11 protein-coding genes are annotated in these 13,577 nt (G+C 42.2%); 5 read left to right on the forward strand and 6 right to left on the reverse strand.

Features of this window, described 5'->3' with window-relative positions:
* Positions 1-45: 45 nt before the first annotated feature.
* The 3 genes from carB to dapB all read right to left on the reverse strand — a co-directional run bounded on the left by carB (position 46) and on the right by dapB (position 5,422).
* Positions 46-3,264 (reverse strand): carbamoyl-phosphate synthase large subunit, encoded by a 3,219-nt coding sequence (carB, locus tag AUR67_RS10335; protein WP_058585216.1) that lies wholly within the window; start codon positions 3,262-3,264, stop codon positions 46-48.
* A gap of 16 nt (positions 3,265-3,280) precedes the next feature.
* Complete coding sequence (gene carA, locus AUR67_RS10340; RefSeq protein WP_055020805.1) at positions 3,281-4,417, reverse strand: glutamine-hydrolyzing carbamoyl-phosphate synthase small subunit; 1,137 nt, start codon at positions 4,415-4,417, stop codon at positions 3,281-3,283.
* Positions 4,418-4,624: 207 nt separating this feature from the next.
* A complete protein-coding gene (dapB, locus tag AUR67_RS10345; protein ID WP_054561703.1) occupies positions 4,625-5,422 on the reverse strand; it encodes a 4-hydroxy-tetrahydrodipicolinate reductase in 798 nt (265 codons plus the stop codon).
* A 280-nt stretch (positions 5,423-5,702) separates the two neighbouring features.
* On the opposite strand from dapB, the gene AUR67_RS10350 reads away from it, so the two are divergent.
* Positions 5,703-7,016, forward strand: a complete 1,314-nt coding sequence (locus AUR67_RS10350) for a Na+/H+ antiporter NhaC family protein (RefSeq protein WP_058585217.1) — start codon at positions 5,703-5,705, stop codon at positions 7,014-7,016.
* A gap of 92 nt (positions 7,017-7,108) precedes the next feature.
* The gene (locus AUR67_RS10355; protein WP_058585218.1) at positions 7,109-7,891 is read left to right on the forward strand and encodes a nucleoside-binding protein; all 783 of its coding nucleotides are present in this window, start codon (positions 7,109-7,111) and stop codon (positions 7,889-7,891) included.
* 124 nt (positions 7,892-8,015) lie between these two features.
* Here AUR67_RS10355 and AUR67_RS10360 read toward each other — a convergent pair whose 3' ends face one another.
* The gene (locus AUR67_RS10360; protein WP_054561706.1) at positions 8,016-8,813 is read right to left on the reverse strand and encodes a M48 family metallopeptidase; all 798 of its coding nucleotides are present in this window, start codon (positions 8,811-8,813) and stop codon (positions 8,016-8,018) included.
* Positions 8,814-9,005: 192 nt separating this feature from the next.
* Here AUR67_RS10360 and AUR67_RS10365 point away from each other — a divergent pair, with 192 nt between their 5' ends.
* Positions 9,006-10,196: a Bcr/CflA family efflux MFS transporter gene (locus AUR67_RS10365; RefSeq protein ID WP_058585219.1), complete on the forward strand. Its 1,191-nt coding sequence runs from the start codon at positions 9,006-9,008 to the stop codon at positions 10,194-10,196.
* Positions 10,197-10,263: 67 nt separating this feature from the next.
* Here AUR67_RS10365 and grpE read toward each other — a convergent pair whose 3' ends face one another.
* Positions 10,264-10,872 (reverse strand): nucleotide exchange factor GrpE, encoded by a 609-nt coding sequence (gene grpE, locus AUR67_RS10370; protein WP_054551515.1) that lies wholly within the window; start codon positions 10,870-10,872, stop codon positions 10,264-10,266.
* A 58-nt stretch (positions 10,873-10,930) separates the two neighbouring features.
* A complete protein-coding gene (locus AUR67_RS10375; protein WP_058585220.1) occupies positions 10,931-11,875 on the reverse strand; it encodes an HrcA family transcriptional regulator in 945 nt (314 codons plus the stop codon).
* Between the two features lie 120 nt (positions 11,876-11,995).
* On the opposite strand from AUR67_RS10375, the gene nadK reads away from it, so the two are divergent.
* Complete coding sequence (nadK, locus tag AUR67_RS10380) at positions 11,996-12,880, forward strand: NAD(+) kinase (protein ID WP_054561709.1); 885 nt, start codon at positions 11,996-11,998, stop codon at positions 12,878-12,880.
* Positions 12,881-12,975: 95 nt separating this feature from the next.
* Positions 12,976-13,539 (forward strand): hypothetical protein, encoded by a 564-nt coding sequence (locus AUR67_RS10385; protein ID WP_058585221.1) that lies wholly within the window; start codon positions 12,976-12,978, stop codon positions 13,537-13,539.
* Positions 13,540-13,577: the final 38 nt, after the last annotated feature.

Genomic DNA, 13,577 nt, shown 5'->3' on the forward strand with positions numbered 1-13,577 from the left:
CTCACTTAATCCCAGGGGCGATTGCCTCGCCCTTGGCACATTTCCTTAGTTCATTCGCTGATGTAGTTCCTGAACTGACGTCACCTTGCTACGGTCGTCTGCTTGGTTTGCAGTACAGTTAGCAAATGCCGCGTTCAGAGTCGTTGTGTAGTTAGTCTTATGCTGTAACGCACCACGACGTAACACCTTCGAATCTTCAATCGCTTGGCGGCCTTCAGTAGTGTTTACAATGTAGCTGTATTCACCATTTTTAATTCTATCAAGAATATGAGGACGACCTTCGTATACTTTGTTCACGCGACGAACTGCAATGCCAGCTTCTTCGAGTGCTTTTGCAGTGCCACCTGTTGCATCTAACTCGAAACCAAGTTCAGTCATGGTTTTAGCTAGTTCAACGATACGTGGTTTGTCACTGTTGCGTACCGATAGTAACGCGCGACCACCGCGTGGTAAAGTGTTGCTTGCACCTAATTGTGCTTTAGCGAATGCTTCGGCGAAAGTTTCACCAACACCCATTACCTCACCCGTTGAGCGCATTTCTGGGCCACGGATTGGGTCAACACCTTGGAACTTAGCAAATGGCAGTACCACTTCTTTTACGCTGTAGTAAGGAGGGATTACTTCTTTTGTAATACCTTGGCTTGCTAGCGACTGACCCGCCATACAACGTGCTGCAACTTTAGCAAGTGCAATACCTGTCGCTTTAGAAACAAACGGTACTGTACGCGCAGCACGAGGGTTTACTTCGATTAAGTAAACTTTACCGTCTTTCACAGCAAACTGAGTATTCATCAGACCTACTACGCCTAGCTCTAGTGCCATATCAGTCACTTGCTTACGCATTACGTCTTGTACTTCAGCAGTTAGTGAGTGAGCTGGTAATGAACACGCTGAGTCACCTGAGTGAACACCTGCTTGCTCAATGTGCTCCATGATACCACCGATGATTACTTGCTCACCGTCACAGATAGCATCAACGTCAACTTCGATTGCGTTATCTAAGAAGTGGTCAAGTAGTACTGGCGCTTCATTTGACGCTGATACTGCTTCAGTCATGTAACGACGTAAATCGTCTTCATCATAAACTACTTCCATTGCGCGACCACCAAGTACGTATGAAGGACGTACAACCAGTGGGAAGCCGATTTCAGCAGACTTAACAATCGCTTCTTCTAAAGAAGTAACCGTTGCATTCTCTGGTTGAAGAAGATCTAGACGCTCAACAAGTTGTTGGAAACGTTCACGGTCTTCTGCACGGTCGATTGCATCTGGTGAAGTACCAATAACTGGCACGCCATTCGCTTCAAGTTCACGAGCAAGTTTTAGTGGTGTTTGACCACCGTACTGAACGATAACACCTTTTGGCTTTTCTACGCGTACGATTTCTAATACATCTTCTAGCGTGATTGGCTCGAAGAATAAACGATCAGATGTATCGTAGTCAGTCGAAACAGTTTCAGGGTTACAGTTAACCATGATTGTTTCATAGCCGTCTTCACGTAAAGCTAATGCTGCGTGAACACAACAGTAATCGAATTCGATACCTTGACCGATACGGTTAGGACCACCACCGATTACCATGATTTTATCTTTGTCAGATGGATTCGCTTCACATTCTTCATCATAAGATGAGTACATGTAAGCTGTGTCTGAGCTGAACTCTGCAGCACACGTATCAACGCGCTTATATACAGGCACGATATCTAACTGGTGACGCTTCTTACGAATTTCTGCTTCAGAAACACCGGCAATTTCAGCGATACGCGCATCAGCAAAACCTTTACGCTTAAGCTTACGTAAAAACTCAGCATTTAAACCAGCCATACCTACTTCGCTGATTGTTGCTTCGTCTTTTAAGATGTCTTCGATTTGTACTAAGTACCAAGGGTCAATCTTAGTTAATTCGAATACATCTTCTACGCTCATACCGTGACGCATTGCATCAGCAACGTACCAAATACGCTCAGCACCTGGCTCACGTAATTCACGGATGATTTTTTCTTTTGCTTTCGGATCATCAAGGGCAACAATTGGGTTAAAGCCCGTTGAGCCTACTTCAAGACCACGTAGTGCTTTATGCAGTGATTCTTGTTGGTTACGACCAATCGCCATAACCTCACCTACAGACTTCATCTGTGTTGTAAGACGGTCGTTTGAACCTGCGAATTTTTCGAAGTTAAAACGTGGGATCTTAGTAACAACGTAGTCAATTGATGGCTCGAAAGACGCTGGTGTTTTACCGCCAGTGATGTCGTTTTGTAGCTCATCAAGGGTGTAACCTACTGCTAGTTTTGCAGCGATTTTCGCAATTGGGAAACCCGTTGCTTTTGATGCTAATGCAGAAGAACGCGATACACGTGGGTTCATCTCGATGATAACCATACGTCCATCAACTGGATTCACACCAAACTGTACGTTTGAACCACCTGTTTCAACACCGATTTCACGAAGTACCGCCATCGATGCATTACGCATGATTTGGTATTCTTTATCAGTTAGTGTTTGCGCTGGTGCAACCGTGATTGAGTCACCAGTGTGAACACCCATAGGGTCAAAGTTTTCGATAGAACATACGATGATACAGTTGTCGTTTTTGTCACGAACAACTTCCATTTCGTACTCTTTCCAACCGATTAATGATTCATCGATTAAAAGTTCATTTGTTGGTGATAAATCTAAACCACGCTCACAAATTTCATCAAATTCTTCTTGGTTGTATGCAACACCACCACCGGTACCACCCATAGTGAATGATGGACGAATGATACATGGGAAACCGATGCGGCTAAGTACATCGTGTGCTTCTTCCATTGAGTGAGCGATTTCTGCACGCGGACACTCAAGGCCAATGTTCTTCATTGCTTCGTCAAAGCGCTCACGGTTTTCAGCTTTATCGATTGCATCAGCAGTTGCACCGATTAGCTCAACACCGTGTTTTGCCAGTACGCCGTGCTTATCTAAATCAAGTGCACAGTTTAATGCTGTTTGACCACCCATAGTAGGCAGTACTGCATCTGGCTTTTCTTTTTCAATGATTTTCTCTACCACTTCCCAGTGAATTGGTTCGATGTACGTCGCATCCGCCATTTCAGGGTCAGTCATGATAGTTGCAGGGTTCGAGTTTACAAGAATTACTCGAAAGCCTTCTTCTCGTAGTGCTTTACACGCTTGTGCACCAGAGTAGTCAAATTCACAAGCTTGACCGATTACGATCGGGCCTGCGCCTAAGATAAGAATGCTTTTTATGTCGGTACGTTTTGGCATTGTTACTCCGGTTAAATTAGTTAGAACGTGCTTGCATCAGGTCGATGAAGTGGTCAAATAATGGTGCCGCATCATGTGGACCTGGGCTTGCTTCAGGGTGACCTTGGAAGCTAAATGCAGGCTTGTCTGTGCGGTGAATACCTTGTAGCGTGCCATCGAATAAAGAAACGTGAGTTGCACGTAAATTCGCTGGTAATGTTGCTTCGTCAGCTGCGAAACCGTGGTTTTGCGCTGTGATCATTACAACATTGCGGTCAAGGTCTTTAACTGGGTGGTTACCACCGTGGTGACCAAACTTCATTTTCACCGTTTGTGCACCTGAAGCAAGTGCAAGTAATTGGTGACCTAAACAGATACCAAAAATTGGCGTGTCTGTTTCTAGGAAAGTTTTAATTGCTTCAATCGCGTAAGTACACGGCTCAGGGTCGCCTGGGCCATTTGATAAGAAGATACCGTCTGGGTTTAATGCCAGTACGTCTTCTGCAGATGTTTGTGCAGGAACAACGGTTAATTTACAACCGCGGTCAACTAACATACGTAAGATATTACGTTTAACACCGAAGTCATAAGCAACAACGTGGAACTTCTCGTCTGCTGCTTCTAGCGTTTTAAAGCCTGAACCTAACGTCCAGCTTGATTCGCGCCACTCAAAATTTTCCTTGGTTGAGACAACTTTTGCTAAATCCATGCCTTTTAAGCCTGGGAAGGCTTGCGCAGCTTCAAGCGCTTTATTCTCATCTAACTCGTCGCCTGCAATGATACAACCATTTTGAGCGCCTTTATCACGTAAGATACGTGTTAATTTACGAGTGTCGATGTCAGCAATACCTAAGATATTGCGTTCTTTTAAGTAATCACTTAACGATTGCTCGTTACGGAAATTACTTGCTAGCAGTGGCAAATCACGGATCACTAGGCCTTTAGCCCAGATTTGACCCGCTTCTTCGTCTTCGCTGTTAGTACCCGTATTACCGATATGTGGGTACGTCAAAGTTACGATTTGTTCCGCGTATGAAGGGTCAGTCAAAATTTCTTGATAACCAGTCATAGACGTATTGAATACTACTTCACCGACTGACATGCCGTCAGCGCCGATTGCAGTACCGCGAAACACTGTGCCGTCTTCTAGGACTAACAGAGCGGATTTAGTCAAGTTAACCTCCTAACAGTAAAAAACGGGAGTAAAGTCATTTGCTCTACTGCCCGTTTATAGCGATTGGAAACACGCATTTATGAATTTTTGGCAAATTGGCGCTATTCTACAGTAAATTAGCATTCAGATCTAATCTTAATTAATAAAATAGTAAAAATAAGCGTTATTAACTAAAAATCCACTGAAACTGCCAAAAAAGAAACTAAACTACTTCAAGTCAAGCACATCTTGCATGTCATAAAGTCCAGCTGGTTTATTTTTCAACCAGCCCGCAGCTCTTACAGCACCTAACGCGAAGGTCATTCTTGAACTTGCTTTATGAGTTAATTCTAGCCTTTCGCCAGAAGTTGCGAAATATGCGGTGTGTTCACCTACTATATCTCCGCCTCTCATGACTGAATAACCGATTTCATTTTGCGATTTTGCGTGTTCGTCATTGCTTCTATCAAAACGCGCGACTTCATCATGCTGCCAACCTTTTGCCTCGGCAATAGCTTCACCAATTGCCAATGCAGTTCCTGATGGCGCATCAATTTTGTGACGATGGTGGGCCTCAAATATTTCGATATCCATATCATCGCCAAACTTCACAGCCGCAGTCTGCACTAAGTTAAGCAGTAAATTCACACCTACGCTATAGTTGCGGGCAAAAACAATCGGAATGTGTTTCGCCGCTTCATGAAGCGCATCAAGATCATCTTGGTTAAGGCCCGTAGTACCAATAACCATGGCGATATTTTTTTCGACCGCTGTTTTTAAATGGTTGCGCATTCCTGCCGGTAAAGTGAAATCAATCAATACATCTGCATCTTTTACGTCTGTTTCTTTACTAAATGATACATCTGCTGATGCAGCGCTATTTAATTGATTAACCGCTATATCTAAAAGTGGCGAGTTATCACGCACGTACGCGCCCGTTAATGTTGCGTCATCTTTTTTTGAGACTGCTTCTAAAAGTGCAAGTCCCATGCGGCCGTTTGCGCCAAATACACCTATGCGGTTCATATAGTTACCTTATCTATTCTTCTTAGCTGGCTGGATTTTATCGAAAACTCATGTAATAGTCAGGTTAGCTTATAAAAAATACAGAGCTAATTTTAGATTTATTAATAGAACAACAAGAATAACAGATAGTCTTTGCATTTAGCCATCTATACATTTAAACTTCTTCCTTTGCGCCGATTTGGTCTTTGGCTTGCGGGCGCTGTTGTTGTCTTTTAGACACAACTAAATACAGCTAAAAGAAGTGTTTGGCTGTGTTATTGGTTATCTAACGAGGAATATGATGCAGCCATCATTTAATAAAACAAAAGCAAAACTTTCTTTGCTGCCGCTTTTGGTGTTTGTCGGCTTATTTTTAGGCGCTGGCTTATACTTACAGTCTCAAGGTGTCGATTACGCCTTCTATCAATTGCCTGCTCCTGTGGCAATTTTACCTGCCATCATGCTGGCGTTTATCTTAAATAAAAATACCATCAACCACAGTGTTGAAACCTTTATTAAAGGTGCTGGCCATAGCAACATCATCACTATGTGTTTGATTTATCTGCTGGCCGGTGCGTTTTCTGCGGTTGCTGGTGCAACCGGTGGTGTTGATGCCGTAGTTAATGCCGGTTTATCACTTATTCCACCTGCTCTGTTACTACCAGGGTTATTTTTAATTGCTGCAATAGTGTCGACAGCGATGGGTACTTCAATGGGTACTATCGGTGCGATTGGCCCGATTGCTTATGCTGTCGCCCAAAAAACAGGCATTGATCCATCTCTGATGGCAGGCACGATTGTGTCAGGTGCCATGTTTGGTGATAATTTATCAATAATCTCTGACACAACTATTGCTGCAACCCGCACTCAAGGCTGTGAAATGAAAGATAAATTTCGTGAGAACTTAAAAATCGCCTTACCTGCTGCGGCATTAACTATCGGCTTATTATTCTTCTTAACGCCTGCTGCAGAAGCTGTAGAGACACAAGAATTCGATATCTTACTAGTATTACCTTATGCCTTTATTTTAGTGCTCGCGGTAATGGGCTTTAACGTATTCGTGGTGCTGTTTAGCGGTATAATCTTCGCTGCACTTATGGGCTTTACTGGCAGCTATGAAGGTGCAAGCTTTGTAAAAGATGTTTATAAAGGCTTTACTGATATGCAGGAAATTTTCTTGCTATCGATGTTTATTGGCGGTCTTTCAGAGTTTATCCGTATTAATGGTGGTCTTGATTATATTGCTAACAAAATTCAGGCAATTACAAAAATCATTGCAAAATGGCACCGTAAAGTAGCAGATCAATTAGGTATTGCTGCACTGGTTATGACTAGTAACTTATGTATTGCCAATAATACCGTGTCTATTATTGTTGCAGGCCCAATTGCTAAAAAATTAGCAGATGATGGCGAAATTACAGGCAAGCGTTCAGCAAGCTTACTTGATATTTTTGCTTGTGTTACGCAAGGCTCATTGCCGTATGGCGCACAAGCACTTCTACTCGGCGCAACCTTCAAAATTAGCCCGTGGGAAGTCTCTACCTCTTCTTACTACTGCTTTATTCTTGCCTTTACTGCGGTTGCAGTAATTTGCTTACGCCGAAATAAAGCATAAGTTAAATAATTTTTCTCAAGATACGCCCAAATATGGGCGTATCTGCTATAATCCTGTCTTTATATCCCCCTTTACACCATCAATATTGAGATATGAACTTGAAAAAGATCCTTTCTGTTGCTGCGCTTTGTGCAGTAAGTACTTCGAGCTATGCCGCTAATTGGAGCTCTACGCAATTACACGTTAATAACGGTGAACACAAAAACCCGTTTTCATTAACTAAGTCAAATACCACGGTTGTATCACTACAGCATGCGTCTGGTTATGACTATGGCGACAACTTCTTTTTTATTGATTACAGCGACGACGACCGTCAAGATGGCTATCAAGATAAAGACTTTTACGGTGAGTGGTATTCAACATTTAGCTTATCAAAAATCTCTGGCAGTGATTTTTCATACGGCGCAATTGCTGATGTGGGTTTAACGGCAGGTTTTAATGCCGCAGGCGATTCAAAAGTTCTTAAGTATTTACCTGGTGTAAAGCTTAGCTGGCAAGCACCGGGCTTTAGCTTTTTATCTACTTTATTTACCGCTTACATCGATGACAGTGAAGGCGTAGCACGCGGTGGTGCACCAACTGAAACAAACAGCTGGATGATTGATGTTGCTTGGGGCTACCCATTCACTATTGGCTCACAAAAGTTCAACGTAACAGGCCATGTTGAATACATTGCAGAGCGTGAAAATGAATTTGGCGAAGACGTTAAAGCATGGATTTTAGCGCAGCCAATCATTACCTGGGATTTAGGTCATGCAATGAGCATGAAGGAAAACACCTTACTGCTAGGCCTTGAGTGGCAATACTGGCACAACAAGCTAGGTACAGACACAACTGAGTCAGTACCACAACTTCACGTTGAGTGGACGTTCTAATAAGCTGAAAGCTGAAAGCTGAAAGCTGAAAGCTGAAAGCTGAAAGCTGAAAGCTGAAAGCTGAAAAAATTAAAGCCTGTAGTCATCACTGAGTACAGGCTTTTTTAATTTCTATAGATACTCTTTACAGTTTACACTGTGGGGTTTTGCCTTTTGCTTTAGCGGCTTGTTGGGCTTTTAATGCATCCGACATGTGCTTTTGAAGCTCTTTAATACGGTTACCTGGTGCTGGGTGAGTCGACATGAACTCAGGTGTACCGCTACTACCAGCTGCACTCATATTTTGCCAAAGCGACACTGATTGCTCTGGGTTAAACCCTGCTTTTGCCATTAAATCTAAGCCAACAATATCTGCTTCTGATTCATGTGAGCGGCTAAATGGTAAAACAACACCATACTGTGCGCCTAAACCTAAGGCTTGCATAATTTCGCCGCGATATTGCACATTCCCCATATCAAGTGCTGCACCACCAACTTGCAGGCCTGTTTGTAACAGTGCATTTTGTGATACACGCTCGTTAGAGTGCTCTGCAATAACGTGTGCAACTTCGTGGCCTAGTACCGTTGCCAATTGGTCTTGATTTACAGCAACTTTTAATAAACCTGTATGAACGCCAATATAGCCACCCGGTAATGCAAATGCGTTTGCTGAGTCTTCTTCAAACACAACAACTTCCCAAGACTGCTTTGCATACTCGTTTGGTAAAACGGCAATAACATCATCGGCAATACATTTCACATAAGCATTGACGCCAGGATCGGTATTAACAGGCTGTGTTTTTTTCATTTCAGCAAAGCTTGCTTGACCCATTTGGCTCATTTGTTGGTCTGAATAAAGCGCGATTTGTGTACGCCCTGTTGGAGAGGTTTTACAGCCAGCTAAAACAGCGGTGGCTAACACTGCCATGATTAACTTTTTCATACTAGTCCTTCAAATACTTAGTGTAATTGTGGCTAATATAGCAAAGCATTGCTTAATTTTATATGAAAATGAACAATCACCCGCTCAGTTGTTATCATTTGGTTAATTCTTTTACTTAGCAGGCAAACTAAGTTCACCACAGTGACTCACACTGCTACAATAGTGACCTAATGTTTGATGAATGAGTAAACAATGCCTTCCCCTGAGACTTTAAACAAACGCATTTTATTACCTTTACTGGCAAGTATTGTCGCAATTACGCCTTTAGCAATTGATTTATATTTACCGGCCATGTTGGTGATTGCCAACGACTTACAAACTACCATGCCAAATGTGCAAATCTCGCTCAGTATTTATTTGGCGGGTTATGCCCTGGGTATGTTGTTTTTTGGCCCGATAGCCGATGAGCTTGGTAGGCGATTACTCGCTAAGGTGGGTTTAGCGCTATTTGGCATCAGCTCATTAGCACTGGCATTTTGTACTAACATCGAATTATTTTGGTCTTTAAGGGCCGTGCAAGCATTCACTGGTGCCGCTGCGACAGTCGTAGTGCCGGGTATTATTCGCCACATTTACCGAGAGAACACCGCCAAGGGCATGTCTTATGTCTCGATGATTATGATGGTTGCCCCGTTAATTGCCCCTACTCTAGGCTCATTAATCATGGGAATTTCAACATGGCAGGTCATTTTCATCGCATTAGCTGCTTATAGTTTTGCCATTTTAGCTTTGGTGCAAATTCATTTAATCGATATTCCAATCTTTAAGAGTCAGCAACGTGGTTTGGCACTGTTCTTTAATAGTTATAAAACGGTATTTTCTCGTCGTAGTGCCCTTGCCGATATTGCCAGCTCAATGTTTGCCTCATTTGCATTCTTTTGCTTTTTAACATCGGTACCTTATGTATATCTCGATTTCTTCAAAGTAGATGAGCAATTGTTCGGTGTGTTATTCGCCTTTAACGTGCTGGCTTTAATGTTCGGTAACTTTATGAATACGCGTTTAGTGCCGCGCTTAGGCTCTCGTAAACTGTTATTTATTGGGCTAGGTATTGGCTTTGTGTCTGGTGGGGCATTGTTGTTATTCAGTGTGATGCATTTATCGCTGTATTTTATCGTTGCCACCATCGCACCATTGATGATGAGCTTGGGTATTGTCGCGAGTAATGCAGACTCATTAATACTGATGCAATTTGAGGAAAAGTCAGGCACTGCAACAGCTGTTATTGGTACCCTGAGATTCGGTAGTGGCGCTTTAGTTGGGCCTATCCTTGCTTTTGTTCACCCACAAAGTGCGATTCCGTTTTCTGCGATGATGTTCAGCGCACTGATACTTATCTTACTCGTGCAGCTTTGGCATCGAAAACAATACCAAACGAGTTAAATACTTAAACATAATTGGCAAAAAAAATGCCTGTAATTAACAGGCATTTTTTATATCTCTTTAAAGCTTATTCAGCTTCTTTCGATACCATAACCATTGCAGGGCGTAATAAACGGCCATTTAATGTATAACCTTTCTGCATTACTGCAAGAACAGTATTTGGCGCTACATCATTGCTTGGCTGAATTGACATTGCTTGATGGAATTCAGGGTTAAATTGTTCACCCTGTGGGTTAACAATTTCAACACCGAATTTTGATACCGCATCATTAAAGCTCTTAACAGTCATTTCGATACCTTCAAGCACAGGCTTAAGCTGCTCATTTTCTTTATCAGAAAACTCAATCGCACGCTCTAGGTTATCGATAACAGGTAGTAATTCGTTAGCAAACTTTTCAAGTGCAAATTTATGCGCTTTTTCTACATCTTGAGCGGCACGACGACGCATGTTCTCAACATCTGCAGCAGCACGAACAACACTGTCTTTTTGATCGTTGATCGTTTGTTTAGCCGCTTCTAATTCGCTGTGTAGTAGTGCGATTTCAGCTTCAGGGCTCATTTCTTCGCCGTCAACTTGTTCAGCCGCTTTTTCTGCAGCTTCTACTTCAGCTTGCATTTGTTCAAATTCTTCGTTTAGTTCAACTTCTTGCTCTGGTGATTTTGTCTGCTCAGACATAGCTTACATGCTCCAATTCTTTACAATTGCGGTAATTATGGGGATTGAATTAAAAGATTCAAGAGGCTGATGAGCCGATTAACTTAAATTCTTGGATGATTGCTTCTATTTGCGCTGATTTTGGACAAATTACACAAAATCGGCTCTGGTATTCATGGTTATTAAAATAAGGAACGCTGATCACCATCAACTCATTACAGTCTGTAAATGGCAATTGTTCTGTGTTTAACACCGATAACCCATTTTTAAATGCGAGTTTATCTTCAACAAAATTTAAAAACGATACACCAATGTTTAAACTGGTTTGGCAATCAACTTGGCGGTAAAGGTAGTTTTCACCTACCACAATGCTGTTGTCTGAACCGAGTTTTTGACTTAATTGCCGAGTCCATTGTGTTAAAGAGTCATGGCAATTATGTGGTGCAGTGGCTGCCATGGCCTGCATACGATATAAGCCTTCCATTAAGGTTTGCTGACTAAACACTGTATTAAGCCAAGTCGCAAACTGGTAACGAACGGCATCAGATGAGTCTTCAGGTTTAGTGATGCAAATGTTATGGCTTTGCCCTGCTCTATCGATAAGTAGAATAAGCCAATTGCTACCATCAAAATCAAGCACCTCTACTCGAAAGACCAGCTGAGAGCTGACTTGAGGTAAGCCCACACAACAACACACCTTATAACGCTGACTCAAACCATGGGCGAGCTCAACTAATTGTGCTTGCTCAGGTTGCCAATAAGTTGCGATTTCAGGCAATGCAAAGAATTCGCTGAGCCAATAATCAAACCCTGCATTGGTAGGTACGCGGCCAGCAGAAGTATGTGGCGAATAGAGTAAGCCCACTTTTTCTAGCCGAGCCATTGCATTGCGCACAGTAGCTGAGCATACCGCCATACCTTTTTGTTTGGCAATACGGGTAGAGGCAACAGGCTGACCTTCACCATTACAGTAAAGGCTCATTACAGCTGAAAAAATTTGTTGGTCACGCGGATTTAATTTCATAATTTATACATCTTGCTACTTGCCAGTGGATATTTGGGCGCAGCAAGTTTATTTCAAGTTATTTTCAAAGCATTAATTTTTAATGTAATCTAGCGATATGAAAGTTTAAGTGCAAATAACATGGATTCACCGTTTAAAACCATAGGTTTAATTGGCAAACCTAATCACAGCGGGGCAGCTGCCACACTTGCTCGCCTGCACACATTTTTGCGAGCCTTGGGTTTTGAAGTGCTAGTAGAACAGCGCACTGGCCGCCAACTTGAAGACCTTCCCCGAGAAAACCTAGTTAAATTGGTTGATTTAGGTGAACGTGCAGACTTAGCCATAGTCGTCGGCGGTGATGGCAATATGCTTGGCGCAGCTCGAGTTTTAGCGCGTTTTGATGTTGCCGTAATTGGTGTAAACCGTGGTAATCTAGGCTTTTTAACTGATTTAAACCCAGAAGGTTTCGAAGCCAGCCTTGAACAAGTATTAAGTGGCCAGTTCCTCGAAGAAAAACGCTTTTTGCTTGAAGTTGAAGTATATCGCCATGCCGAACTCAAAAGTGCAAACTTGGCAGTGAATGAAGCAGTACTTCATGCTGATAAAGTTGCCCACATGATTGAGTTTGAGGCCTTTATCAACAACGACTTTGTATTCTCGCAACGCTCAGACGGTTTAATTGTCTCAACACCTACAGGCTCAACTGCTTACTCATTATCAGGCGGCGGGCCTATTTTGACCCCTGAGCTCAATGCAATTTCACTTGTGCCTATGTTCCCGCATACATTATCAAGCCGCCCTCTTGTGGTTGATGCCGACAACGAAGTGCGTTTAAAGCTCAGTCTTGAAAATACCGACAGCCTACAAGTTAGTTGTGACAGTCATGTGGTTTTAGCTGTATTACCTGGCGATGAAGTGGTGATAAAGAAAGCAGATAAGCGTCTGCGTTTGATTCACCCAAAAGAATACTCTTACTACAATGTATTAAGGAAAAAGTTAAACTGGGGAAGCCGCTTATTTTAAGCGGCTTTTTTTATCTCAATTGATTGCCAAGGCAGATTGAATAGCGCAAAATAATCAAACTTAATGCTGTAATTTTTTAAGGATTCTAAGGCGAAATGAGCTATATCGTTTTTCTTGCTCTGTTATTACTGATCACCTTGCTAGGTTGTTACTGGATGGTTGAGAGCAACCGTCGTAAGGCTATTGAAGCTGAAAAAAAACGTTTTAATCAACGAGTAAAAGAAATCAATAATGATTTTAAAGATAAGTTAATTGATTTCAGCGAGAGTAAAATCATTCGTCCGAAGAACATCTCGCGTTTGAGCATGATCACTAGCAATTACTTTGTTGTACAAGCCCATAACGAAGAAAACCTCACATATCTTGAATACATTAGCGATTTACTGCTCAATACTATCATTATGGAAGCCAGTAAAGCACAAAGCCCAGAACAGATTGATCAGCTTGCAGACAGGTTACAGTATTTCATAGCTGAATTACCTTACAATGGCATTGAATATAACAAAGCGTTTTACCAAGAGTCCCTTCCATCACTCATTGAAGTAATTAAATATCAGCCCCCAGCCGATTTACAAGACGATCAGCCGCCAGCCCAGAGCACACAAGCGTCAGATGATTTCACACCAGAAAATCAATTGTCAGAATTAAGCAAAGCTTAAAAATTTAATTTGCAAAACCCGAAAACACTGTATAAATT

It is taken from the genome of Pseudoalteromonas sp. XI10 (assembly GCF_001469895.1).
Classification (GTDB): Bacteria; Pseudomonadota; Gammaproteobacteria; order Enterobacterales; family Alteromonadaceae; genus Pseudoalteromonas.

Excerpts from the sequence above, each read along its gene's own strand:
- carB (WP_058585216.1), bottom strand. The coding sequence starts at position 3,264 with ATGCCAAAACGTACCGACATAAAAAGCATTCTTATCTTAGGCGCAGGC.
- dapB (WP_054561703.1), bottom strand. The coding sequence starts at position 5,422 with ATGAACCGCATAGGTGTATTTGGCGCAAACGGCCGCATGGGACTTGCA.
- AUR67_RS10350 (WP_058585217.1), top strand. The coding sequence starts at position 5,703 with ATGCAGCCATCATTTAATAAAACAAAAGCAAAACTTTCTTTGCTGCCG.
- AUR67_RS10355 (WP_058585218.1), top strand. The coding sequence starts at position 7,109 with ATGAACTTGAAAAAGATCCTTTCTGTTGCTGCGCTTTGTGCAGTAAGT.
- AUR67_RS10360 (WP_054561706.1), bottom strand. The coding sequence starts at position 8,813 with ATGAAAAAGTTAATCATGGCAGTGTTAGCCACCGCTGTTTTAGCTGGC.
- AUR67_RS10365 (WP_058585219.1), top strand. The coding sequence starts at position 9,006 with ATGCCTTCCCCTGAGACTTTAAACAAACGCATTTTATTACCTTTACTG.
- grpE (WP_054551515.1), bottom strand. The coding sequence starts at position 10,872 with ATGTCTGAGCAGACAAAATCACCAGAGCAAGAAGTTGAACTAAACGAA.
- AUR67_RS10375 (WP_058585220.1), bottom strand. The coding sequence starts at position 11,875 with ATGAAATTAAATCCGCGTGACCAACAAATTTTTTCAGCTGTAATGAGC.
- nadK (WP_054561709.1), top strand. The coding sequence starts at position 11,996 with ATGGATTCACCGTTTAAAACCATAGGTTTAATTGGCAAACCTAATCAC.
- AUR67_RS10385 (WP_058585221.1), top strand. The coding sequence starts at position 12,976 with ATGAGCTATATCGTTTTTCTTGCTCTGTTATTACTGATCACCTTGCTA.